Here is a 19,218-nt window from a genome sequence, read left to right as displayed (position 1 = left end):
AGAACATTAGTAGCCGGTCACCCAAGGGGCGGGAAGCCGTTGTCCACGCGCGGACGATCGGCCCCGGCCGCGCTCCGAGGTTCGGCTACGGCTGCACCGGCGGGAAGTGCCGGTCGAAGATCTCGGCCCATTCGGGCAGGATGACAAACCCCCCGCCAGAGGCTCGGCGGGTGGCCTGGAGCTCGGCCAGCTCGGCCAGCGCGGCGACGAACGGAGTGCCACGCTGTTCGGCGGACAGCTCCCCCAGTGCCTCCTGCAGACGGGCGTAGCCGGCGGGGAAGGCCACGGCCGCCCACTCCTCCTCCTGGCGCGCCTTCTCGACTCCGGCCTGCATCCGCTGCTGCCATTCCAGGTGGGTGGCGCAGTCGGGAGTGTGCCAGATCTTGGTGAGGGTCTCGGCGCCTCCCATGATGGTCAGGCTGTTGTCGGGGCCGGGACCGGCCTGGCAGGTAGGGCACTGCTGAGTTTGCGTCGTGGGCTGTCGCTGATCGGCCAAGAAGCTCACCTCGTATGTCACCGGGACAGGAAAGGCCATTGTGCGCCGATCTCTCCCAGTGCTAACCGGAGGTAGTTGATTGTGCCCGTATCGTCACGAAGTGACCGATACCTTAGCACTGTCTGTGATCTTGCTGTTGATGGTCTGCTACGCATCGTCATGAAATGACGATGCCTTAGCACTGTGATTTCTGAGGGTTCATTCCTTCTGATGGATCTTCAGTCTGAACTGTCTGGTCTGTCGCTGTGGTTTCGTGGTCGTTGTCTCGTGGGTGTTCGTGCTCTCTGGCGTCTCCTCGTCGTCTTCTCTGTCATGGTGTGGATCTTCTGTGACCACGGTTCGCGCCACTCCCCGGCGACGTCGCCGGACGGGGCTCCTCGTCCTCTTGGTCCTGGCGCCCAGCGGCCTGCGGCGAGGGGACCGATCCGCCCTCGGATCAGTAACTCCGGTTTTTATCGAAAGTCAGCGGGCGTCTCCCCATGTCACCGGCCATCGTGGGCTGCCGGATCCGCCCCGGCCGCCGCCTCGCACCCGCGCGTAGGGGCTCCGGAAACTCCGGAAACCCCTATGTGCCTACGCGGGTAGGAGTCCTGGCGAAACTGGCGAAACTGGCGAGACGCTGCGCCCTCCTTGACGCCGTAAAGCACCCCGCACCGCCTACGGGCTGGGGATCGCCCGCAGATGCGGGGCGGCCTTCGGCGCGGGCCGGTCGGGCCGGTACATGTCGACCGCGCGGGCATGGTGCCCCTGGAACGCGACCGACACCACCCCGGTCCGGCCCGCCCGGTTCTTGCCGACGATCAGGTCCAGCTCGCCCCGGGCCGAGGACTCCTGATCAGCCTCACGGCTCAGCAGGATCACGACGTCGGCGTCCTGCTCCAGGGCGCCGCTCTCGCGCAAGTCGGAGATCATCGGCTTCTTCTCGGCGCGCTGCTCGACCCCCCGGTTCAGCTGGGCCAGCACCACGACAGGGATGTCGAACTCCTTGGCGAGCAGCTTGAGGTCCCGGCTCATCTCGGCGACCTCCACCTGACGGTTCTCTGGGCTCTTACGCCCCGAGACGGCCAGGGGTCGCATCAGTTGCAGGTAGTCGACGATCAGCAGCCGGGCCGCGCCGACCTCGGAGCGGGCCATCTTGCGCAGCCTGGCACGCAGCCGCTCCACGCTGACGTTCGGGGTCTCGTCGATGACCAGGTGCGGGCTCTCGGCGATCCGCGCCCCAGCCTCGGTCACCTTCTGCCAGTCCTCCTCGGTGAGCTGGTTGTTCTCCAGGTGGTCGAGCATGACGCGCCCCTCGGCGGCCAGCATGCGCCGCCCCAGCTCGCGCGCCGACATCTCCAGGGAGGCGAAGAACACCGGCAGGCCACAGCGCAGCGCGGCGTGCCGGGCGATGTCGAGCGCCACCACCGACTTACCGACCGCCGGGCGAGCACCCACGATCACCAGCTGCCCGCCCTTCAGCCCGCCCAGCAGCTCGTTGAGGTCCAGGTAGGGCAGCGGGACCCGATCGGAGGTATCTCCGCGCTCCAGGCCGTCCAGCAGATCCGGCATCAGCGCGTCGACGCCCACGAGGTCGTCGACGTCGCCGGCCTCTACCGCCAGGAGGTCCTGGTGGGCCTGGGCCAGCAGCGCCTCCACCCCGTCGCCATCGCCGGTGTAGCCGTAGGAGGCGATGCGGGTCCCGGCCTCGATCAGCCCGCGCAACTGCGCCCGCTCCCGGACGATCCGCACGTAGTAGCCGACGTTCGCGGCCGTGGGCACGACCGCCGTCAGCGTGTGCAGGTAGGCCGCGCCACCAACCCGGGTCGGCTCGCCGCGCCGGGCCAGGGCGTCCAGCACGGTGACGGCGTCGATGGCCTCACCGCGGGCGTTGAGGTCGTAGATCACGCTTGCGATGATCTGGTGGCTGGGCCGGTAGAAGTCGCCCGGCCGGATGCTGGCGGCGACCTCGTCGACGTAGCGGGGCGCGATCAGCAGCGCGCCCAGGACGCTTTGCTCGGCGTCGATGTCGTGCGGCATGGACCGGCCCACACCCTGGTCATCCTGCACCTCGTACGGCTCAGCGCTCATGAGGTCACCCCCGCAGCAAGGCCCAGACCCGCACCCTTGGGGTGACAGCGCGGGCAGTACATCACACGCCCGTCGCCGGTCTCGATCATCCGGTCAGGGTCACACTCGCCACACGCCTCACTCCCGAACGGTCCTGGAAGCGCCCCAGGAGCCTCTGAGAGGGGCCTAGGAGCGCTCTTGGCGGTCAGGGCATACCCGAGATCCCTCCATCCCTGTCCGCCCATCCAGCGGGCCACTGAGGCAAGGTGATCGGCTTGGTGGCCCTCACGCAGAAGCTCCAGCGCCTGGCGGGCGATCTCCTCCTCGCTGCGAGGGACGCGCGGCAGGCCCGTGCCGGCCGTCCACGCCTGGGCGACAGCCTGGGCCTCCTCCTCGCGGAGATCCCTCTCTCTCTCTCCCGGATCAGCCGTCACAGCGGGCGCCATAGGCACGGGACTCTCCCCCGCATCGCGCGCCCCGCGCGCCTCTGAGAGAGAGACATTCTCAGGAAGAAGAGGAACCGCCGCACCGGTGCGGCTACCCCTGGCCGCATCCATGCGGCTACCCCTGGCCGCATCCATGCGGCTACCCCTAGCCGCACCGGTGCGGCTACCCCTAGCCGCCGCCCGTGCAGCGGCACGGGCCGCAGCGCGCTCGTCCCACCGCTCGTGATCCAGCAGTTCGTAGATGCTCGGCAGGTGCGCCCGAGGGTTGTCCGGGTCGCGGCGGCGCTGAACGTGGAGCAGGCCGCGCTCCTCCAGCCGTTTGGTCACCCGATCCACGGTGTCGACCGACCGGCCGATGCACGCGGCCAGCCGGGCTCGTGTGGGCACGTCGTCGCCCTCGGGGTCGGGGTCGCTGTCTCGCCCCTCGACGTCGACGAACGAGGCCAACGCGGCGTACAACGCCTTGTCGACCGGGTCCACCGACCCATCGCGGGCCAGCTCGATGTCGAACTTGACCCAGTCAAGTTCACCCCGGCGGACCACGCGGGGTATGACGGTTTCAACAGAGGTGGGTACGCTCATGGATGAGGTAGTTCTTTCTGTGCGGGCTGTGCGGGAGAACTTGCGGGCCGGGAGTTGGCGCTCCCGGCCTTTCTCATGTCTGGACTGGTCAGTGTGGGTGTAGGTCGTCATGCGGCGATGTCTATAGGCCGCGAGGGCTTTACGTCCTGCCCCGATCTGGATCACCGCCACGAGTGACGTTAGTCGGGGACCAGGAATCGGTAGTCGAATGCGGCCATGTCGGCCCTGATGATGAACCGTGTGACATCGAGAGGGCCCATCTCTGTGTGGTAAGTGCGGATCACCTCCACCACGGGCGTCCCCTCGGGGATCTCCAAGAGCGCCGACTCTGGCGCGGTAGGCATTCGAGCTTCGAGCTCTTCTTGAATCTCAAGGACTGGTGAGATTGCGTTGATCCGTGCGATGTGCCCACCGCGACCCCTACCAGTGACCAGGACGGGAGCCTGCTCTCCGAGCGCAAGTGTGAAGTAGGAATCGGCGGACTGGTTGATCACGCCGTCAATCGTCGTCACTCTGCGCCGGACGTGTACAAGATCTCCCTCGGCCACTCCTAGCAGGCGTTCCGCCACGAAGGCCGGTGCCGGCACCTGATCAGCTTCCGTAGCCTGGCCTACATTCCGTCCCTGTTTGTCACCCTCTGCTTCCAGGATCGATTTCGGCTGTTCGCCGCCCCAGACTGACCGGCTGTATCGCTCGATGCCGTATCGGCGTACGCGGAGCTTCTTCCGCACAAAATTGCCCTTGCCCTGCTGGGAGACGACAAGCCCCTCCTGCTTGAGCTTTGAGATCGCGTGCCGGACTGTGACAAGACTGACGCCGTAGGTGTTGGCCAGATCAGGCAGGCCAGGAAGTCTGTCACCTGGCTGGAACTCGCCCGATTCGATTTTCGCCCGGAGATCGTCTGCGATCCGGAGCTGTCGTGATCTGCCGTCAGTCGTACCACTCATGCGATCACCCTAACCCACGCTGTTGGTCTGTTTACAGAGTCGGATTCCTGTGTTCTCATAACACTGTCGACAGACCAACAGAGTTGGTCTGGGCAACAAGAAGGCCCCAGCGGCTGCATCCCGCCAGGGCCTTGACCGGACCAACCACCTGGAAGGACGTGGCCCGATGGAATCCATCATCCCCCGCATCCCCCGGCCTCGCACCGCGGCCGACGACCTGGACGCCAGTTCCCTGGCCTACGCGCTGTCCCGGATGACCCCGGAACTGACCGTGCTGAGCCTGCCCGGTGAGAGCTGGGCGGACATGATGGCGCGCCGCGCGGCCGCCGCCGACATCCTCGACGACCTGCTCGCCGAGGCCGACGACCTGCTCGCCGCCGAGCTCGACGCCGAGGCGGTGGCCTGGTGACCGTCGCCAACACGCCGTGGCCTGAGGGCGTCATCACCCGCTACCTCACCGTCGGCGGCGCCACCGTCGACCTGCATTCCCACCGCTTCACCGCAAAGTGGTCCTACCGCGGCGCCCCATACGCGGCTTCCCCTGACCAGCGCTATGAGGTCGGCGGCTTCAACTGGCGTTGCCTCGGCTGTGACGCGTACGGCCGCGAGGGCGACACCTACAACGAGCCCGGCTATCGCGCCCTGGACGAGGCCCGGGAGAGCGCACAGGAGCACGCCGAGCGCTGCCGGGCCATTTCGCGACCGGAGCTGACTGAGGTCATCGCCTCCACTCAGGACCGGCCGCGCCGCTTCTGGCGGGGCCGACGCACCGCGACCTCGGTCCCCGTGCCGGACCCGGGCGACTCCTGCCGGTGCGTCTGGCAGGGCGGTATCTGCGTGGAGACGTGCCCGGGGCACACCAGCGACGCCTGGCTCTCTCGCCTGGACGCCCGACTGAACGGGGAGGGCCGATGAACACCGCGATCCCGACCCCGGACCCGGACGACGTCACGCGCGGCCTGGCCGAGATCGAGCTGTACGCCGCCGCGCACGCCCCGGTCCTGCGGGTGCCGGCCCCGATCGCCGAGGTGGTCGAGGTTGCCGAGGTCGTCGAAGAGGGTGAGACCAAGCGGGTCCGGGACCTGCGTGCCCGGGTCGCCGAGGCCCACCGCCTGGTGGCCCTCCAGGACGACGAGGCGCCGCTGCTGGTCGACACGCCCCGGGTGCGCAAGCGCCGTCAGAAGGTCGCCGAGGCCGCCCGGCTCTACGCCCTGGCCCAGGACCCGGACGCGCTGGCCTGGAGCGACGCGCGGGTGCGCCGGACCACCACGGTCATGGCGATGTCCGCGGCCACCATCGCGTTGGGCGTCAGCTCGATCGGCGTGCAGGACTCGGTGGCCAAGGGGCTCAAGCTGGACCCCGACTCCGTCGGCTGGTGGGCGGCGTTCGGCGTCGAGCCGATTCTGAGCCTGCCGCTGTTGGCGGCCGTGACCGTCCAGGCCTACGCCGCGATGCGCGGGCGGCCGATCGACCGCAAGAGCCCCGAGGGCCGCAAGCTCTTCAAGGCCGAAGCGCTGCTGCTGGGCCTGACGCTGGTGCTCAACTGCTGGCCGGCGATCCAGTGGTCGGGATTCGACCTGCTGCCGCTGATCGTCCACTCGCTGGGGCCGCTGGGGGCGGTGACCGCGATCTGGCTGCTGCCGACCCTGTGGAAGGTCCTCTCGGTGCTCCCCGCCGGAAGGGGTACCACCCCCCGTACCACCCCCGGGATCAGCGAAAACGAGGTCTCCGACGACGAGGGCGAGTACGGCCGGTACACCTCCGCAGACATCGAGGCCCTGGCCGCCCGGGTGCGGCAGATGATCGCCGCCGGGGAGCTGTCCCCCTCGCCGGGAGTCCACAAAATCCGCAAAGCGCTGGGGTGCGGTACCCGCACCGCTGGCCGAGTGCAGAACGCCCTGGCCGGAGGTGCCGCGTGATGACCCGTCTTCGCCTGACCACTGCGGTGGCCGCCGCCGCCCTGGCCCTGGCCGCGTGCGCGGCCCCGGAGTCGGCGCCGGTGGTGCAGGAGGCCCCGCTGCCGACCTGCGCCCCGGCCCCGGCCACGTCCACCATCCCGCCCGGCCCGGTCGCGGACTACCGCGACGGCGCCGCCTACGACTGCTGAGGAGGTCCGAGTGTCCCGCAAGAAGTCCCCCGAGAAGGCGGCGCCCGTGCGCCACCGGCCGTCGATCGCCCGCACCGCCGGCGAGTTCGGCAAGGTCTACCGGCTGGTGTGCACCTGCGGGCGGATCGGCCGCGACTGGTACGCCCCCGGCCCCGCCCAGCAGGAGCTGGAGCAGCACGTGGCCACGCTGCCGCTGATCCCCGAGGCCCAGCAGTGCGCCGACCCCAAGCGCCACGACCGCCGGGTGTGGGAGCCGTGCGCGGTGTGCGAGCGCCAGGAGCCCCTGTTCGACCTGGCCCTGGAAGGAAGCGAGTCATGACGGACCACGACCGGCTGGCGCTGCTGGCCTGCGAACACGCCGCCCTGCTGGCCTGCGCCCGCGCGACCTTCGCCGCGATCGAGCGCCAGGAGATCGACCCGCTGGGCTACCTGCGCGACCACCTGGCGCAGCGGGGCCAGCTGCCGGCGGCGGGGGCGCGCCCGGCCCAGCTGCTGGCCGTCGCCGACCGCCTCGCCCTGGTGGAGGTGGCCCGATGAGCCGCCGCGCCGCCCGGCCCGCGGGCATCGGCGCCCACCTGATCGGCGTGGCCGTCATCTCGGCGCTGGCCTGGTGGCTGCTGTCCCTGACGTCCCTGCCCGTTGTGGCGGCGGCGTGGCTGGCCGGGCTGGTGGCCGGCCTGGCGGCGCTGTCGGCGCTGCGGGCAGCCCACCGCGCCGTCCTGGCCTCCCTGACCGCTCAGTCCAAGCCCGCCCCCCGCTCCCGGAGCTCCCGATGACGACCAACCACACGACCCAGGCCGCGGCGGGTACGCCCGAGGAGACCGAGCCGATCGAGGGGACCGTGATCCCCCCGGACACCCACTCTGCCCCGGCTGCGGAGCTGTGGGAGGACGACGTCGATCTGGGCGACGAGGACGAGGACGAGCGGCCCGAGGGCATCCCGGCGGCGCACCTGGCCGCCGGGGGCCTGTCGACGGCGTCGGTGACCCTGGCCAGCCTGTATCAGCTGCTCGGGCTGCCCGGCCTGATCGGCGGGGCGGTGCTGACCGGCGGCAGCGCCGTGGCCTACGTCCGTCACCGCCACCAGCGCCGTCAGCGCTCCATGTCGGGAGTGAGCTGGGAGGCCGGGCGTGGCGGTCACGGCGGCCGCCGCTCGTCCGGCGGCTCCTCGGGCGGGCCCGGGGTGTTCGGCGCCCTGCGCAGCGAGGGCCGCACGAAGCGGGCCTCGCGCTCCTTCGGTGGCCGGTCCTCGGGTGCGGGGGCCGGGCTGTTCGGCGGGAGTTCGCGCCGGTCGACGAGCGGCCGCGGTGCGGGGTCGGGTTCGGCGGGGCTGGGTGGCCTGTTCGGCGGGGACCGTTCGCGCAGTGCGCGCGGCCGCGCCTCCGGGTCGACCGGGTCGGCTGCATCGAGGACGGGCCGCCGGACCACGACAAGCACGGGGGCGAAGGCCAAGCGGGGCGCGGCGACCAGCTCGACCGCGTCTCGCAACTTCGGCCGCCGGGTCACTGGCCTGGCACGTCAGGCCGGGACCCGCACCGCGGGGGCGGCCCGTACCGGAGCCCAGCGGGTGCGTGCGGCCTCGGCCCGCACCGACGCCCAGGTCCAGGAGGCCGCCGCCCGGACCAAGCAGCGGGCCAAGCGCGCCTACCGGGCCACCACGGCCGCCGCGCGGCGCACGGTAGGCGGCGCCGGCCGGATCGTCGCCGCGCGGGCACGCCGGGTGGGTGCGTGGGCCGACCGGCGGACCGGCGGCCGGGTCTCCACCGCCTGGAAGGCCATGCGCGGCGCCGACGGTGGGTTCACCGCGAGGCGGCGCCGGGCGGCGGCGGCGCTGAGCGGCTGGGATGCGCAGCTGACCGCCTCCCTGGTGGCGCTGGTCGCCCTGCTGGTGGAGCGGGTGCGCCGCTACCGGGCCCGCAAGACCGCCGTCGCTCAGGACGGCCAGGAGTCCGAGCAGGACACCAAGAGCGACGACACGAAGGAGGAGACGAAGCAGGACGCCCCGCAGGAGACCGAGGAGCAGATCTCGGTCGTCCACGGTGAGCCGGAGCCGCCCATCAGCGCGACCGTCACCTGCCCCCGGTGCGGTGCCTCCCATGAGGTCACCGTCCCGGGCGGCCAGGCCAAGACCGTCGTCACCTGCGGGTGCGGCTACTCGATCAACTTCTTTCGCATCCCCGCCGGTGAGGCGGCCCAGAGCACGCCTTCACCGCAGACCACCCGTATCTACAGGAGGACCCAATCCATGAGCGCCAACCCGCTTGCCATCGCCGCGGCCGAGGTCAACGCCGCCGCCGCCGGACACGCGCCCGCCGACATGTGGGCCGTTGCCCGGGAGCTGGACCAGCTGAACGAGGTGCCGGCCAACATCGCGATGGCGGTGCGCACCTACACCATGCGCCTTCAGGGCGAGTACCCCATCGACCCGGCCGTGGTCGAGGCGATCCACCAGCTGTATCAGGGCCTGGCCCAGCTGGTCCCGGTCGCCGAGGAGGTGGCGGTGCTGTTCCGCCAGGCCCACGCCGATGACCTGCGGCGCGAGGAGGCGCCGCGCACCAACGAGCAGATGTGGGACGTCGGCCGCATCTAAAGCCGCCCCGACCTGCACATACGAGAGGAGAACGACGGTGGGCACCCACACCAAGAAGGCCAAGAGCACGGCCCCGGCGCCGGTGGACTGGTCGCTGACCCCGCGCGGCCCCATCAGCGCGACCGTGCAGGGCTCGCTGGCCCTGGCCGCCGCCGCGACGGTCGGCGACCTGGCCGCCCTGGAGCCGATCTGGGGTGGCGTGGCCACCGTCGCGGGGGCGCTGGCCATGGTGGCGGCCGGTGCCCACCGCAATCTGCCCCCGGCCGCGTTGTTGTATCGGCTGGGCTGCTGGGTGGGGGCCGGGTCCTGGTGGACCTACACCCTGGCCACCACCCCTTGGACGCAGGCCGCTTGGGCCAGCCTGGGCATCGGCGCGGCGATGGCCGGGCTGATGTCGGGCCTGGGCCGGGTCAGCCCCAAGGGCGCGGCCGCGGCCCGCCCAGGTTCGGCCGTGGTGTTGCGGTCGGACTCGGCGGTGGGCGCCCGGTGGGAGGCCACCATCCGCCGGGTCTGCCGCATCGACGTCGTCGTGACCAGCGTGCGGGCCTGGGACAACGGGTGCGGCTACGACGTGCAGGTGACGCTGCCGCCCAGCGGGGCGACCCGCGCCGACCTGGCCGGCCGCGCCGAGGCGCTGGCGACGGCCGCAGACCTGCCCGAGGGGTGCAGCGTGGAGGTGCGGGGCGTGCCTGGGGCGGGCCGTAGCCAGGTGATGGTGCGCGTCTCCACGGTCAACCGGATCAGCCAGACCATCGGCTATCCGGCCGACTACAGCCCGCGCTCGATCCTGGAGCCGATCGTGTGGGGCGAGTACGCCAACTCCGATGCGGCCGGCGCCGAGGTCCGCGAGGAGGCGTCGCTGATCGCGGGCAAGCGCGGTTCGGGCAAGACGACGCTGCTACAGGTGGTGTCCATCGCGCTGGGCCGCTGCCGCGACAACCTGGTCTGGCACCTGGACCTCAACGGCGGTGGCCTGACCCAGCCGTGGATCGACGTGTGGCTGGACGGGCGGGTGCGGCGCTGCCCGATCGACTGGGCCGCGCCGAACCTGGCCGAGGGCAAGGCGATGCTCGCCTCCGCGATCGCCATCGCCAAGCACCGCAAGGCCAGCTACCGCAAGCTCAAGCGGGCCCACGACACCAACCTGTTGCCGGTCAGCCCTCAGCTGCCGCAGATCACGATCGTCGTCGACGAGGGCGCCAACGCCGTTGCCGACCGCGATCTGGCCAAGCTGATCGGCGAGTTGCAGAACATCGGCCGCAACGAGGCGGTCAACCTGATCATCTCCAGCCTGCGGCCGACCGGTGACCTGGTGCCGGTCAACATGCGCAAGCAGTCCGGGGTGCGGGTGCAGATGTATGGCCCCGACCCCGAGGAGCTGGGGCACATGTTCGGCTGGTCGACCGGCGCCAAGCTGAGCATGGACCAGCTGGGCGGCAAGGGCACCGGCTTCCTGGCCCTGGACGGCAACTCCCCGCGGCCGTTTCGTGGCTACAACGTGCTGCCCGCCCAGGTGGAGGAGGCGGCGCTGGCCATCGCGGCGCTGCGCCCGGACCTGGATTCCGCTTCGGCTCAGGCGGCCGGCCCGGCCTATGCCAGTCGGATGGAGCGGATGGCCCGCGCGTTCACCGACCGCGACGGCCACGACGGCCAGGGCGAGGAGCTGGGGGCGGCGGAGGCGTTCGCTTCGCAGCCCGCTGCCCAGCAGCCTGCCCCCAAGGCGGGGCCGCGCCGTCTGACGGTGCTGCCCGGCGGCGCCACCTCCGATGCCAGCAGGTGGGCCGACCTGGTGCCCTCTGCCCGTCCGGCCGTCCCGGCCGCGAGCGCGGCCGACTGGGCGCTTCCCCGCCGTACCCTGCACGCCGAGCAGATGCACCCCGTGACCCCGGCGCCGGCGACTCCGGCCCGGCCGCTCCCGGAGATCGTGGCCCGTGTCCTGGGCGCCTTCACTGCGGCCGACGATGACCGGATGCACTCGGCTGATCTGGCCGAGGTGCTCGGCATGACGCCGGTCGAGCTGGCCGACGCGCTGCGCCCCTACGAGATCGCCCCCCGGGAGCAGCCCTTCCAGAGGGGCGGCAGGGCGCGCCGCGGGTACACCCTCACCGATGTTCAGGCGGCTGCGGAGCGTATCGGCCGTGGGGAGGCTCCGCCCGCTGCCGGCACCTCGTCCTGACCTGGAAACGGCGTGTTAGGCCCCAACGTTGGGGCCTAACACGCCAACACCCCCCGCCGTTGCCCTCTAACACCCTGATAAGCAGCGAAAACACAGGAGTGTTAGAGGCGTTAGACCTCTCGGGAACCCCCCGGTTTTCCGGCCCTGAACGCCATCCCGCCCCCCTTCTCCGCGACTCCAACACCCCAACGCCCGCCCGCGCCTCGCGCGTCAAGCAGGCGCCGCCACCCCTACCGGCGATCACTCACCGTTACCAAGGAGGATCAGTGCCCCCGCAGTCCAAAGCCGCCGCGACAGCGTCGGATGTTCACATCCAGGCGCTAGCGAAGTGCCTCACCACCATCGGCCAGGCCCTGATCACCTACGGGCAGGCCTTGGCCGGCTCCCCGCCCGCAGCCGACCAGACGATCCCCGGTGATCGAGTCGGCCCGCCTCTCCCCGGGATCTTGCGCTGCGCCCTGGACGCCTTCGCCGCCGTCGACGACTCCCGCCTGCACTCGGCCGATCTCGCCGCCACGCTCGACATGACGCCGGTCGAGCTGGCCGCCGCGCTGCGTCCCTACAGCGTCGTCCCCCTTCCCCGTCCCTTCGAGCGAGGCGGAACACGGGCACGCGGTTACAGCCGCCAGGACGTGGAGAACGCCGCGGCCGCATGGCGAACCCGCGACCAGGCCACGAGCTGACCTTTGCCGGTGTTCACCCGGCCAAGCCCTGTCCCCGCCCTGCCCACCGTCACCACAAAGGAGATCACCATGGCTCGCCAGGCATCACCGAAGCTCACCCAGATCATCGTGCGGAACGCCAATCAGAAAGCCGCAGAGGCCGACAGGAAGGGCGACACCGCGAAGGCGCAAGAGTGGCAAAAGTACGCAGACGACGTCCGCAGCGGCGCACCTGTCCTTCCTGACTGATGTTGCGGGTGCTCGCCCGGCCGATGGTCGGGCGGGTGCCCGGAGCAGCAGCTCCCTGCCCCCGACCGTGAAGGAGCCCCCTGTGACCACCACCGTTGAGGTCGTCTCCTTTGGCTACGACCACCAGGAGCAACCCGAGGCCGACATCGTGATCGACGCGCGGAGATTGTTCCGCAACCCGCACCGCGACCCGCAGATGCGCCACCGGACCGGCCTGGACCGGACGGTCTATGACCACGTGATGGCCACCCCCGGCGTCACGGCCCTGATCCGCCACACCGTGGCCTCGGCCCTGGACCTCGCGGCCGCGACCGGCGGCCCGGTCGTCGTGGGGTGCGGATGCGTCGGCGGCCGGCACCGCTCGGTCGCCATGGCCCGCGCCATCGCCGCCGAGGTGACCATGCTCGGGATCGGCATGGGCGTCGCCGTGAAGCTGCACCACCGCGACGTCGACAAGCCCGTCATCCAGCGCTGAGCACCGCGCGGTCGTTGCGCGTCGCCCCCGGAATCCCGGCCGGGGGCGGCCCGGAGCGCCCACCCGGACGCTCACCACAAACACATCAGGGGCCTCCCGCTACCAACGAAGATGGCCCCTGACGTCCCAGAAGGGAAGTCCCAGGATGGCACACACCACGCGCGGCACCCAGTGGCCGGCAGGCGCCAACTCCACCCCGGCCAAGCCCACCTACTCCTGCTCGTGCGGGGCGGTCAGCTCCAGCCCGATCAACCACGACCACTCCAAGAAGAAGTAGCCGCGTAGGCACCCCACCGAAAGCGGGCCCGGAGGATCACCCTCCGGGCCCGCTTCGCGTGTACGAGGGGCGCGAGGTCTCACACATCTCGCATGTCCGAACGATACCGGTGGCGTCACGGCGGCACGGCGTCATGACGTCACCGCGCTACGGTGCCGCCATGCGAATCACAGCAGTCGTCAACCAGAAAGGTGGCGTCGGGAAGACGGCCACCACGATCAACCTCGGCGGAGCCTTGGCGTTCCTTGGCCAGGCCGTCGCCCTGGTCGACGTCGACCCTCAGGGCAACCTCACGGGAGCGCTCAAGACCGTGACCACCGAAGGGCAGCCGACCCTCGCCGCGGCTCTCCTCGGACAGTGGCGCGGCCCGGCCGCCGCCCTCGCGGTCGAGCACAGCAAGCCGGGCGCCGGCCAACTCGACGTCATCCCCCACACCGGCGAGATGTTCACCATCAGCCGGGACCTGGACAAGGTCCACGCCCGAGAGGGTCGCCTGGCGCGCGTCCTGACATCTCTCGAAGGGGAGTACGACCACATCCTCATCGACTGCCCGCCCGCGCTGGACATCATGACGGACAACGCTCTGGTAGCCGCTGACGGCGTCGTCATCCCCGTTCAGGCCGAGGACTCCTCGCTTCGCGCCCTGGAGCTGCTGCTCGCACAGGTCGACGCGATTGAGGACTCTGGCCTACGCCAGACCCCGCTGGTCATCCACGGCCTGGTGGTGTCGATGCTGGAGCGCGGCGCGGGCGGTGTCGCTCGTTCGAACATCGGCCGGTCGGTCGTGACTGCGTTTGAGGGCTTGCCGCTCCCCATGCTTGGAAGCGTGCCCCGCGGTACGCCCGTCACGGAGGCGTGGCGTTACGCCACGTCGGTCCAGGAGCACGCACCCGAGTCGGAGCACGCCGAGATCTACCGCGCCCTGGCGAAGGTTCTGGTGGCCGCATGAACGCCGCCGCGAAGAAGGAGCTGCCGCCGCCGAACACCGGCAATCTCGGCGCCGCGATGCGCCGCCGGTACGAGCAGGCCGACGAGCAGGCCGCCCCGGAGCCTATGACGTCACGAGGTGATGACGTCGAGACGTCACGACGTACTGACGCTGTGAAGCCACGACGTCGTGACGTCACGACGCCACGACGTCGCGCACCCGCCGCTGATAACTCGGTGGCGTGGACCGTCCGATATGACCCTGACGAGTCACTGGCGATTGACACGTGGCTGCTGGGAATCCGTCGTGAGCTGGGACGAGCACGGCTGGACAAGTCCGAAGTGATCCGCGCACTCGTCCGGGCCGCCCGCGACCGCCCCGAAGTCCGTGAGGCGCTACTGGATGAACTATCGACGCCATGACGCAATGGCTTCATGGCGTCGTGACGTCATGAAGCCACGATCTCGGACCGAGGAGCCGTGAACGAGATTCGATGGCCGGGGGCCGAAGGTCCTCGGGCGCCGATCGCCCCAACCATCTACGGCCCCTGCCCCGACGAGCGATCGTCACGGCCTCGCCACGATCCCTCGAAGTCGGGGACACGGCCGGGCCCGCGAGCCAGGGTCGAGGCCATGCGAGAGGTGACCTTGCTGGGTGGCCCCTTGGACGGGGCGACGCTACCCGGGCCGATGGTGCTGGCCGACGATGCGTTGGAGACCGGGGCGTACGTGGTCGTCCCCGGTGAGGAGCGCCGGGCGGTGTACGAGCCGCTCCAGGACGCCGATCCCTGGATCTGGCACTACCGCGGGATGCTGCCGTCCTGACGTCACGTGCTGGGGGTGGGCGGCCCCGGTGAGCGGGACCGAGCGCGCGTGGCGGCGGCGGCCGGGACCGGCCTCCAGGCCGCATGCCCGGCCGGCTGGCCGCCGGGCGTGCGGCGGGCCGCGCGGCCGCAGGGCCGCCGTCCTTGATCCCTATAAGAACAATTCGGCAATCCTCAGCGATGCTTCCCTCCCTGCCGGTGAGCGTTCTTGTCGGCGCCGGACTGAGCCTTGCGGCTCAAGCCGCTTTGGGCGCTGGGGCTGTTCGGGTGCTTGGCGGTGTTGGACATGATGCGCGCCTTGGCGCTGGCGTCCCACGGTGTGGGCTTGTTGTTGCTCATGTCCTGGCCGTACCCGTGGCGCCGAGATTCTTTCGGCAACGCGTCGACCAGCTGCTGCACGCGGTGCTGGCACCTCGTCGGCGTGCTCCTGGTGCTCGTCGACGGGATGCTCGTTTCTTTCGGCAACTGCTTGGGTCACCGCCTCGGCATGCTCTTGGCCCTCGGTGACACGCGGCGCGGTTACTCCTCCGGGTCACACTCCTCGCACTGGGTTTCCGAGTGCTTGCACAGGCCGAACGCGTCAATGAGCTCGGTTGCGAGGTCTTCGGCGCTGATGTGTCCGGTGACTCGATCAGTCTTCGGATCGAAGGTAGGGAGGGTGAAGGACTCCCGACGGACTACACCGACGCGTTTGAGCACACCGAAGATCACGGTTTCAGGTCTCATGAGGGGAGTATCCGGCCGTTCGGCAACTGCCGCATGGGGTCTGGGCGTCGCGGACCGGGACCGGCCGAAGAGCCGCAGCCCGGCCCGTGAACGCCAGCGGCCCGCCGTGGCGGGCCGCCTTGAAACCGTAAGGAAAGTTCTCATCGGGTGCGGTGGCCACCGTACCCTCTAGGCGCTAGAGCACAGGTCAGAGGCCAGATCGGGCTCTAGGGGCCCCTCTAGGTCTAGAGGGGCCGGCCTCTAGACCTAGAGGGGTCATCGCGCCGTGCCCGTCAGCAGGTTCAGCCAGGCCGGGTCGTGGCCGGTGGCGATGAAATCGGCCAGCTCCTCGGGGGCCAGGCCCTCGTCGTACAGGCCCGCGCTGATCTCCGGGTCGTCGCCGCAGACCTCGCAGCTCTCGATGTGCCCGACCATGACGCGGATCTGGGCGGCGGTGTAGCGGATGGTCACAGCGTCTCCCTCAGACGGCGGCGCGTTCAATGTCGTGCTCGGCCACCCCGAACTCCCGGCCGTCGTCGGTCAGGACCACGTACGGCAAGGGGGTCGGGTACTCGCGAACCTTCACGACCCGGCCGACCGCGCCGCGCGCGACGCTGAAGCGCACCGTGGCGTCCTCGCCCTCGTCGGCCAGGTCCTCGTCGGTGTAGCTCACCTGCTGTCCGACCAGGAGCCGCACGCGGTCGCCGACTCCGAACGCGCGGGCCGGGCTGGAGAGCTTGGCCCACCGCTCGTGGGCGGACTGCCGGGTGATGCCGACTGCGGCGCCGATGTCAGCCCATGAGCGGCCATCGGCGCGAGCCCTGCCGACGGCGTCGTCCAGGCGCCTCTGAGCGACTTCGGCCCGGGTCGCGGCGTCGGCAACGGCGACCAGGGACGGCGGGTTCAGGTGGGCCGCCCACTCGACGTAGAGCTTGTGCTCGATCGCCTCGGGGACGTCGGCCGCCGGGCCGGGGTCGGGCGCGTAGACGTTGTGCCCGCCGTAGAGCTGCCCGGGGTCGGTGCCGCGCTGCCAGAGCGGGCCGCGCCAGCCGCACTCGCACATCGCGCGCCAGCCGATCGCGGTCCGGCCGTCGACCGTCTCCGGCTCGCCCTGGTGCTGCCCGTGCAGCGGGCCGGGGGCGAAGTGGCGCACCAGCGCGCCGCCGCCTCCGGAGCCGACCGAGAACCGGCCGCCGGGAAACTCCGCGGCGTCCCATCCCTCGTGCACGCCGTCGTCGCTCTGCCACCCCATAAGCTCCTCCTTCTGTCAGGGCTTCCTGACATCGAGAGTGTCAGGAAGCCCTGACATCGGCAAGCGGAACGGCGGAATCGGCGGGAAATCCCAACTCACGGGAATGCGGATTCCCGCAAGTTACCAGCGGGTAGAGCGCGATTTCCCCCACCCCACTGCACGGAAGTCCGTACAGTCTGCTGTACGGAAGTCCGTACAGTGGAGGTGGAGCTATGCCGGTTCAGCACATCGAGCGGCACGACCCGATCAACGAGGGCGCGCCGGGCCTGGTGGACCTGATCGTCACCCTGACCGACGAGGAAGCGGCGCTGCTGGGCGGCGACGCGATGGCCGCAGGAGAGTCGGCGCATCTGGCCGCGTGGGCGCTGATACTGCTGCGCACGCTGGAACGCGACGGCACGTTCACCTCCCGCTACAGCGAAGAGGGCTCCACCGGCGACACCGACAACGACCTGGCGAGCCTGCGCGGGATCATCGTCGCCTTGGACCGTACGGTCCTGCCTCGCCTGCACGGCATCCGGGACGCGGCCGTGCGCGCCCATCAAGACCGTGGCGGCTCCTACGGGCAGCTCGCCGCCGCCATGAACGTCGCCCGCTCGACCGCCCAGACCCGCGCCGACGCCCTGGCCGCACAGGAGCCCTCCGCCCAAGAGCGGTGGGCCCGCGGCCTGGAGCCGCTCGTGCGGCCGTCCTCCTCCGCCCCCGCCGGGCTGGCGGACTCGCCCGCCTTCGCCGAGTTCATGCGGATCGCCGACCGCAACCAGGAAGCGCGCGCTGCGGTCCAGCCCCGGATGGACGCCTTGGTCGCCCGGCACCAGGAGCTGGACGACGCCTGCGAGGCCGCCTATGAGGAGCTCCGCGCCGCCCGGGAGGACGGGGACGGCGACCAGATCGCGGCCGCCGAGACCGCCCACGCAGAGGCGTACCGGGTGTTCAACACCGAGGGCCTCGCCGCCATCCGCGAACATACCGCTCTGGCCGAGGAGCAGCTGCGGCGCGGCGACGAGCTCAACGAGGCATCCCGGCGCTTGTTCCGCCCCGCCTGATCCGCCGCCCGCACCAGCACACGGGCAAAGACAGGTGACAGCGGGCACGATGCCCCCCTAGCCTGGCGAAGTGGCGGCGCGCCCGCCCCTTCCGAGCCACCGGCCCCACGCGCCGGCGGCAATGAGGACAAGGAGCAGAGCTCCGCGCGACGGTTGACGACTTCGCCCTTGTCGATCCAGACCCGGGGCGGGGTGGCGTGGGAACCCCAGCCCACAAGGGATGATCATGGCGACCGACAACCGCAAGAGGGCCGTTCGCGCCCGGATGGCCGCAACCGGCGAGAGGTACCGCACCGCCGCCCAGCACGTGGAACGCGAACACACGAGGGGACAGCAGGCGGAGAACGCCGCCCCGCGCACGTTCCCCGGGGACGGCCGTCCCTGGATCCCCTCCTGGGACGGCAACCCCCAGCACGACGTCAACCCGGCGTGCGGTCACCACCTGCTCGCACTGTGCGGGGGATGCGGCGTCTGCATCACCTGCGACGGGTGCTACTGCGCGGAGCTGCGCGCCGAGGCCGACCTGGACACGCAGATCGAGCGCGAGATGGCCGAGCACTTTGAGCACCGCGAGCACCGGGCCGACTGCCCCCGCTGCGAGCACGAGCGCCAGGAGTCCGCGGACTACACCAGGTGCCCGAAGTGCGGCCTGGCCTACTCGGACGGCGTCGGCGACCACCGGGCGCACAACCCGCCGTACTGCAGGCGGCTGCCGGTCTACCAGCTGGGCGTGGACTGGGGGTACCTGCGCGGGCAGCACGTGACCTTGGTGGGCCGGGACTACACCATCACCGGGTACGTCCTGCCTGACCAGGACGCGCCCGACCCCCACGCCTACTACCCGTACCTGCAGATGCGCCGGACCGACCCCGGATACGAGGACGGCCCGGAGGAGACCAGCCCGTTCTGCCCACGCGAGTGGCTGGAGGTCCACCCGGCTCCCCCGCAAAGGTGAGCCGCCGAGGCCTCGCGCGCCCGCGTGTAGACCCCTCGCGAAACTCTGAAAACTCCTCGTCAGCCAGACCGGTTACCTCGTGTCGGTGGCCACCGCCGAAACCGCTCGCGACCTGGGCGGGGAGCATGGCCCAGGGGGGCGCGCCGCGCGCCCCCCTGGGCGCCCCCCTGCGCGCGGGGGCAACCTCGGTCAGTCGAAGACCTCGGTGACGGCGACCTTGACCCGTCGGCCATTGCTGTCGACGACGAGATACCACCGGTCGTCGTAGGGCACCACCAGGACGACGGGGCTGACGTCGTAGAAGCCGCCGTAGTAGTCGTACGCGTCGCCGTCGAGATATGCCTGGTAGTCGTCGATGTCCATGAGGCACACCCGGGCGGCCGAGCCGCGCAGCTCCACCTCGAAGCAGGCACCGCCCGCGCGAGATCCGAGGTCCCAGTAGAGATGGTCCAC

At 70.8% G+C, this 19,218-nt stretch carries 26 protein-coding genes; 18 read left to right on the top strand and 8 right to left on the bottom strand.

Translation table 11 applies throughout. The features are described 5' to 3' along the window. Positions 1–85: 85 nt before the first annotated feature. The 4 genes from ACQP0P_RS48015 to ACQP0P_RS48000 form a co-directional block, all read right to left on the bottom strand. Positions 86–496, bottom strand: a complete 411-nt coding sequence (locus tag ACQP0P_RS48015; protein ID WP_433382675.1) for a hypothetical protein — start codon at positions 494–496, stop codon at positions 86–88. A 657-nt stretch (positions 497–1,153) separates the two neighbouring features. Then, on the bottom strand, positions 1,154–2,566 hold the full coding sequence (gene dnaB / locus ACQP0P_RS48010; RefSeq protein ID WP_433382672.1) for a replicative DNA helicase: 1,413 nt from the start codon (positions 2,564–2,566) through the stop codon (positions 1,154–1,156). After that, positions 2,563–3,684 (bottom strand): helix-turn-helix domain-containing protein, encoded by a 1,122-nt coding sequence (locus tag ACQP0P_RS48005; protein WP_433382669.1) that lies wholly within the window; start codon positions 3,682–3,684, stop codon positions 2,563–2,565. Before ACQP0P_RS48005 ends, dnaB begins: the two co-directional genes overlap by 4 nt. Before the next feature lie 68 nt (positions 3,685–3,752). Next, positions 3,753–4,520, bottom strand: coding sequence for a GntR family transcriptional regulator (locus ACQP0P_RS48000; RefSeq protein WP_433382666.1), 768 nt, complete (start codon positions 4,518–4,520; stop codon positions 3,753–3,755). 166 nt (positions 4,521–4,686) lie between these two features. On the opposite strand from ACQP0P_RS48000, the gene ACQP0P_RS47995 reads away from it, so the two are divergent. From ACQP0P_RS47995 to ACQP0P_RS47920, 16 genes are all read left to right on the top strand, one after another. After that, positions 4,687–4,929 (top strand): hypothetical protein, encoded by a 243-nt coding sequence (locus ACQP0P_RS47995; RefSeq protein ID WP_433382663.1) that lies wholly within the window; start codon positions 4,687–4,689, stop codon positions 4,927–4,929. Continuing rightward, entirely contained in the window at positions 4,926–5,435 is a 510-nt protein-coding gene (locus ACQP0P_RS47990; protein ID WP_433382660.1) for a hypothetical protein, read from the top strand. Before ACQP0P_RS47995 ends, ACQP0P_RS47990 begins: the two co-directional genes overlap by 4 nt. Continuing rightward, positions 5,432–6,439, top strand: a complete 1,008-nt coding sequence (locus tag ACQP0P_RS47985) for a hypothetical protein (RefSeq protein WP_433382658.1) — start codon at positions 5,432–5,434, stop codon at positions 6,437–6,439. Before ACQP0P_RS47990 ends, ACQP0P_RS47985 begins: the two co-directional genes overlap by 4 nt. Further along, positions 6,439–6,627, top strand: coding sequence for a hypothetical protein (locus ACQP0P_RS47980; RefSeq protein ID WP_433382655.1), 189 nt, complete (start codon positions 6,439–6,441; stop codon positions 6,625–6,627). The genes ACQP0P_RS47985 and ACQP0P_RS47980 overlap by 1 nt, the downstream gene beginning before the upstream one ends. A gap of 10 nt (positions 6,628–6,637) precedes the next feature. Beyond that, complete coding sequence (locus ACQP0P_RS47975) at positions 6,638–6,946, top strand: hypothetical protein (RefSeq protein ID WP_433382652.1); 309 nt, start codon at positions 6,638–6,640, stop codon at positions 6,944–6,946. Then, complete coding sequence (locus ACQP0P_RS47970; RefSeq protein WP_433382650.1) at positions 6,943–7,164, top strand: hypothetical protein; 222 nt, start codon at positions 6,943–6,945, stop codon at positions 7,162–7,164. Before ACQP0P_RS47975 ends, ACQP0P_RS47970 begins: the two co-directional genes overlap by 4 nt. Beyond that, positions 7,161–7,403 carry a hypothetical protein gene (locus tag ACQP0P_RS47965; protein WP_433382647.1) on the top strand — a complete coding sequence of 81 codons (243 nt, stop codon included), beginning with the start codon at positions 7,161–7,163 and terminating at the stop codon, positions 7,401–7,403. The genes ACQP0P_RS47970 and ACQP0P_RS47965 overlap by 4 nt, the downstream gene beginning before the upstream one ends. Next, positions 7,400–9,217 carry a hypothetical protein gene (locus tag ACQP0P_RS47960; protein ID WP_433382644.1) on the top strand — a complete coding sequence of 606 codons (1,818 nt, stop codon included), beginning with the start codon at positions 7,400–7,402 and terminating at the stop codon, positions 9,215–9,217. The genes ACQP0P_RS47965 and ACQP0P_RS47960 overlap by 4 nt, the downstream gene beginning before the upstream one ends. 37 nt (positions 9,218–9,254) lie before the next feature. Further along, a complete protein-coding gene (locus ACQP0P_RS47955) occupies positions 9,255–11,393 on the top strand; it encodes a hypothetical protein (protein WP_433382716.1) in 2,139 nt (712 codons plus the stop codon). Positions 11,394–11,659: 266 nt separating this feature from the next. Beyond that, complete coding sequence (locus tag ACQP0P_RS47950; RefSeq protein WP_433382714.1) at positions 11,660–12,076, top strand: hypothetical protein; 417 nt, start codon at positions 11,660–11,662, stop codon at positions 12,074–12,076. A 69-nt stretch (positions 12,077–12,145) separates the two neighbouring features. Beyond that, the gene (locus ACQP0P_RS47945; protein ID WP_433382711.1) at positions 12,146–12,304 is read left to right on the top strand and encodes a hypothetical protein; all 159 of its coding nucleotides are present in this window, start codon (positions 12,146–12,148) and stop codon (positions 12,302–12,304) included. A gap of 82 nt (positions 12,305–12,386) precedes the next feature. After that, positions 12,387–12,779, top strand: coding sequence for a RapZ C-terminal domain-containing protein (locus ACQP0P_RS47940; protein WP_433382708.1), 393 nt, complete (start codon positions 12,387–12,389; stop codon positions 12,777–12,779). Between the two features lie 145 nt (positions 12,780–12,924). Then, complete coding sequence (locus tag ACQP0P_RS47935) at positions 12,925–13,056, top strand: hypothetical protein (RefSeq protein ID WP_433382705.1); 132 nt, start codon at positions 12,925–12,927, stop codon at positions 13,054–13,056. Between the two features lie 160 nt (positions 13,057–13,216). Then, positions 13,217–14,005, top strand: a complete 789-nt coding sequence (locus ACQP0P_RS47930; RefSeq protein WP_433382702.1) for a ParA family protein — start codon at positions 13,217–13,219, stop codon at positions 14,003–14,005. After that, the gene (locus ACQP0P_RS47925; protein WP_433382699.1) at positions 14,002–14,406 is read left to right on the top strand and encodes a hypothetical protein; all 405 of its coding nucleotides are present in this window, start codon (positions 14,002–14,004) and stop codon (positions 14,404–14,406) included. The genes ACQP0P_RS47930 and ACQP0P_RS47925 overlap by 4 nt, the downstream gene beginning before the upstream one ends. A 210-nt stretch (positions 14,407–14,616) precedes the next feature. Then, the gene (locus ACQP0P_RS47920; protein ID WP_433382696.1) at positions 14,617–14,808 is read left to right on the top strand and encodes a hypothetical protein; all 192 of its coding nucleotides are present in this window, start codon (positions 14,617–14,619) and stop codon (positions 14,806–14,808) included. Between the two features lie 173 nt (positions 14,809–14,981). On the opposite strand, the gene ACQP0P_RS47915 is transcribed toward ACQP0P_RS47920, so the two are convergent. The 3 genes from ACQP0P_RS47915 to ACQP0P_RS47905 form a co-directional block, all read right to left on the bottom strand. Continuing rightward, a complete protein-coding gene (locus ACQP0P_RS47915; RefSeq protein WP_433382693.1) occupies positions 14,982–15,206 on the bottom strand; it encodes a hypothetical protein in 225 nt (74 codons plus the stop codon). A gap of 582 nt (positions 15,207–15,788) precedes the next feature. Further along, positions 15,789–15,983 (bottom strand): hypothetical protein, encoded by a 195-nt coding sequence (locus ACQP0P_RS47910; protein WP_433382690.1) that lies wholly within the window; start codon positions 15,981–15,983, stop codon positions 15,789–15,791. Positions 15,984–15,993: 10 nt separating this feature from the next. Then, positions 15,994–16,764, bottom strand: coding sequence for a hypothetical protein (locus tag ACQP0P_RS47905; protein WP_433382687.1), 771 nt, complete (start codon positions 16,762–16,764; stop codon positions 15,994–15,996). A gap of 212 nt (positions 16,765–16,976) precedes the next feature. On the opposite strand from ACQP0P_RS47905, the gene ACQP0P_RS47900 reads away from it, so the two are divergent. Together ACQP0P_RS47900 and ACQP0P_RS47895 are read left to right on the top strand one after the other, a co-directional pair. Next, on the top strand, positions 16,977–17,810 hold the full coding sequence (locus tag ACQP0P_RS47900; protein WP_433382683.1) for a hypothetical protein: 834 nt from the start codon (positions 16,977–16,979) through the stop codon (positions 17,808–17,810). A 226-nt stretch (positions 17,811–18,036) separates the two neighbouring features. After that, positions 18,037–18,765, top strand: a complete 729-nt coding sequence (locus tag ACQP0P_RS47895) for a hypothetical protein (RefSeq protein ID WP_433382680.1) — start codon at positions 18,037–18,039, stop codon at positions 18,763–18,765. 189 nt (positions 18,766–18,954) lie between these two features. On the opposite strand, the gene ACQP0P_RS47890 is transcribed toward ACQP0P_RS47895, so the two are convergent. Beyond that, complete coding sequence (locus tag ACQP0P_RS47890; RefSeq protein WP_433382678.1) at positions 18,955–19,218, bottom strand: DUF1883 domain-containing protein; 264 nt, start codon at positions 19,216–19,218, stop codon at positions 18,955–18,957.

It is taken from the genome of Streptosporangium sp. CA-115845, assembly GCF_050943795.1.
In the GTDB taxonomy this organism is placed as follows: domain Bacteria; phylum Actinomycetota; class Actinomycetes; order Streptosporangiales; family Streptosporangiaceae; genus Streptosporangium.
Note: the sequence above shows the minus strand (reverse complement) of the source record. Positions and strands in the feature narration are given on the sequence as shown.

Excerpts from the sequence above, each read along its gene's own strand:
- dnaB (WP_433382672.1), bottom strand. The coding sequence starts at position 2,566 with ATGAGCGCTGAGCCGTACGAGGTGCAGGATGACCAGGGTGTGGGCCGG.
- ACQP0P_RS48005 (WP_433382669.1), bottom strand. The coding sequence starts at position 3,684 with ATGACGACCTACACCCACACTGACCAGTCCAGACATGAGAAAGGCCGG.
- ACQP0P_RS48000 (WP_433382666.1), bottom strand. The coding sequence starts at position 4,520 with ATGAGTGGTACGACTGACGGCAGATCACGACAGCTCCGGATCGCAGAC.
- ACQP0P_RS47995 (WP_433382663.1), top strand. The coding sequence starts at position 4,687 with ATGGAATCCATCATCCCCCGCATCCCCCGGCCTCGCACCGCGGCCGAC.
- ACQP0P_RS47985 (WP_433382658.1), top strand. The coding sequence starts at position 5,432 with ATGAACACCGCGATCCCGACCCCGGACCCGGACGACGTCACGCGCGGC.
- ACQP0P_RS47980 (WP_433382655.1), top strand. The coding sequence starts at position 6,439 with ATGACCCGTCTTCGCCTGACCACTGCGGTGGCCGCCGCCGCCCTGGCC.
- ACQP0P_RS47970 (WP_433382650.1), top strand. The coding sequence starts at position 6,943 with ATGACGGACCACGACCGGCTGGCGCTGCTGGCCTGCGAACACGCCGCC.
- ACQP0P_RS47965 (WP_433382647.1), top strand. The coding sequence starts at position 7,161 with ATGAGCCGCCGCGCCGCCCGGCCCGCGGGCATCGGCGCCCACCTGATC.
- ACQP0P_RS47960 (WP_433382644.1), top strand. The coding sequence starts at position 7,400 with ATGACGACCAACCACACGACCCAGGCCGCGGCGGGTACGCCCGAGGAG.
- ACQP0P_RS47945 (WP_433382711.1), top strand. The coding sequence starts at position 12,146 with ATGGCTCGCCAGGCATCACCGAAGCTCACCCAGATCATCGTGCGGAAC.
- ACQP0P_RS47935 (WP_433382705.1), top strand. The coding sequence starts at position 12,925 with ATGGCACACACCACGCGCGGCACCCAGTGGCCGGCAGGCGCCAACTCC.
- ACQP0P_RS47930 (WP_433382702.1), top strand. The coding sequence starts at position 13,217 with ATGCGAATCACAGCAGTCGTCAACCAGAAAGGTGGCGTCGGGAAGACG.
- ACQP0P_RS47925 (WP_433382699.1), top strand. The coding sequence starts at position 14,002 with ATGAACGCCGCCGCGAAGAAGGAGCTGCCGCCGCCGAACACCGGCAAT.
- ACQP0P_RS47920 (WP_433382696.1), top strand. The coding sequence starts at position 14,617 with ATGCGAGAGGTGACCTTGCTGGGTGGCCCCTTGGACGGGGCGACGCTA.
- ACQP0P_RS47905 (WP_433382687.1), bottom strand. The coding sequence starts at position 16,764 with ATGGGGTGGCAGAGCGACGACGGCGTGCACGAGGGATGGGACGCCGCG.
- ACQP0P_RS47900 (WP_433382683.1), top strand. The coding sequence starts at position 16,977 with ATGCCGGTTCAGCACATCGAGCGGCACGACCCGATCAACGAGGGCGCG.
- ACQP0P_RS47895 (WP_433382680.1), top strand. The coding sequence starts at position 18,037 with ATGGCGACCGACAACCGCAAGAGGGCCGTTCGCGCCCGGATGGCCGCA.